The following is a 459-nucleotide window of genomic DNA, read 5'->3' as shown; positions in this document are numbered from 1 at the left end:
CCAATGGCGCGTGGCAGGCCAACGCCAGCAGGATCAGCGCCAGCGCATTCATGTGGTACAGCGGCGCGGCMATCAGCACGCGCTCGTTGGTCAGCGGTGTGCTGGCCTGGCGTGCCCGCACCACCCAGAGGTGGCTGGCGTGGCTCAGGCGCACACCCTTGGGCCGCCCCGTGGAGCCGGAGGTATAGAGCAGCAGCGCCAGGTCTTCATCGGCGGGCGCGTACGGCGTGAAAGGCGATGTATCGCCGCTCGGCGCACTCAGGGCCGCGTATTCGGATGAGCCGAACGCGATGACGGGCGCGCCGGCGGGCACCTGCGCGTGTTTCGCCTTGTCGCACAGCACAAGCTTTGCGCCACTGTCGTCGACGATATATTCGACCAGTGCCTGTGGCAGCTTGAAATTCACCGGCACCGCGATCAACCCGGCGCGCATGATGCCGAGTAGTGACACGACGTAGT

The 459-nt window shown here is 66.4% G+C and carries 1 protein-coding gene; it reads right to left on the bottom strand.

The window, feature by feature from the left end; genetic code table 11:
- Positions 1-459, bottom strand: a 459-nt coding sequence (locus AC1DHL_RS29885; RefSeq protein ID WP_478164349.1) for an AMP-binding protein, incomplete at both ends; no start/stop codon positions are given.

This window comes from Variovorax sp. 10L426, from assembly GCF_056395305.1.
The sequence above is the reverse complement of the archived record's forward strand: the minus strand, read 5'-3'. Positions and strand labels throughout refer to the sequence as shown.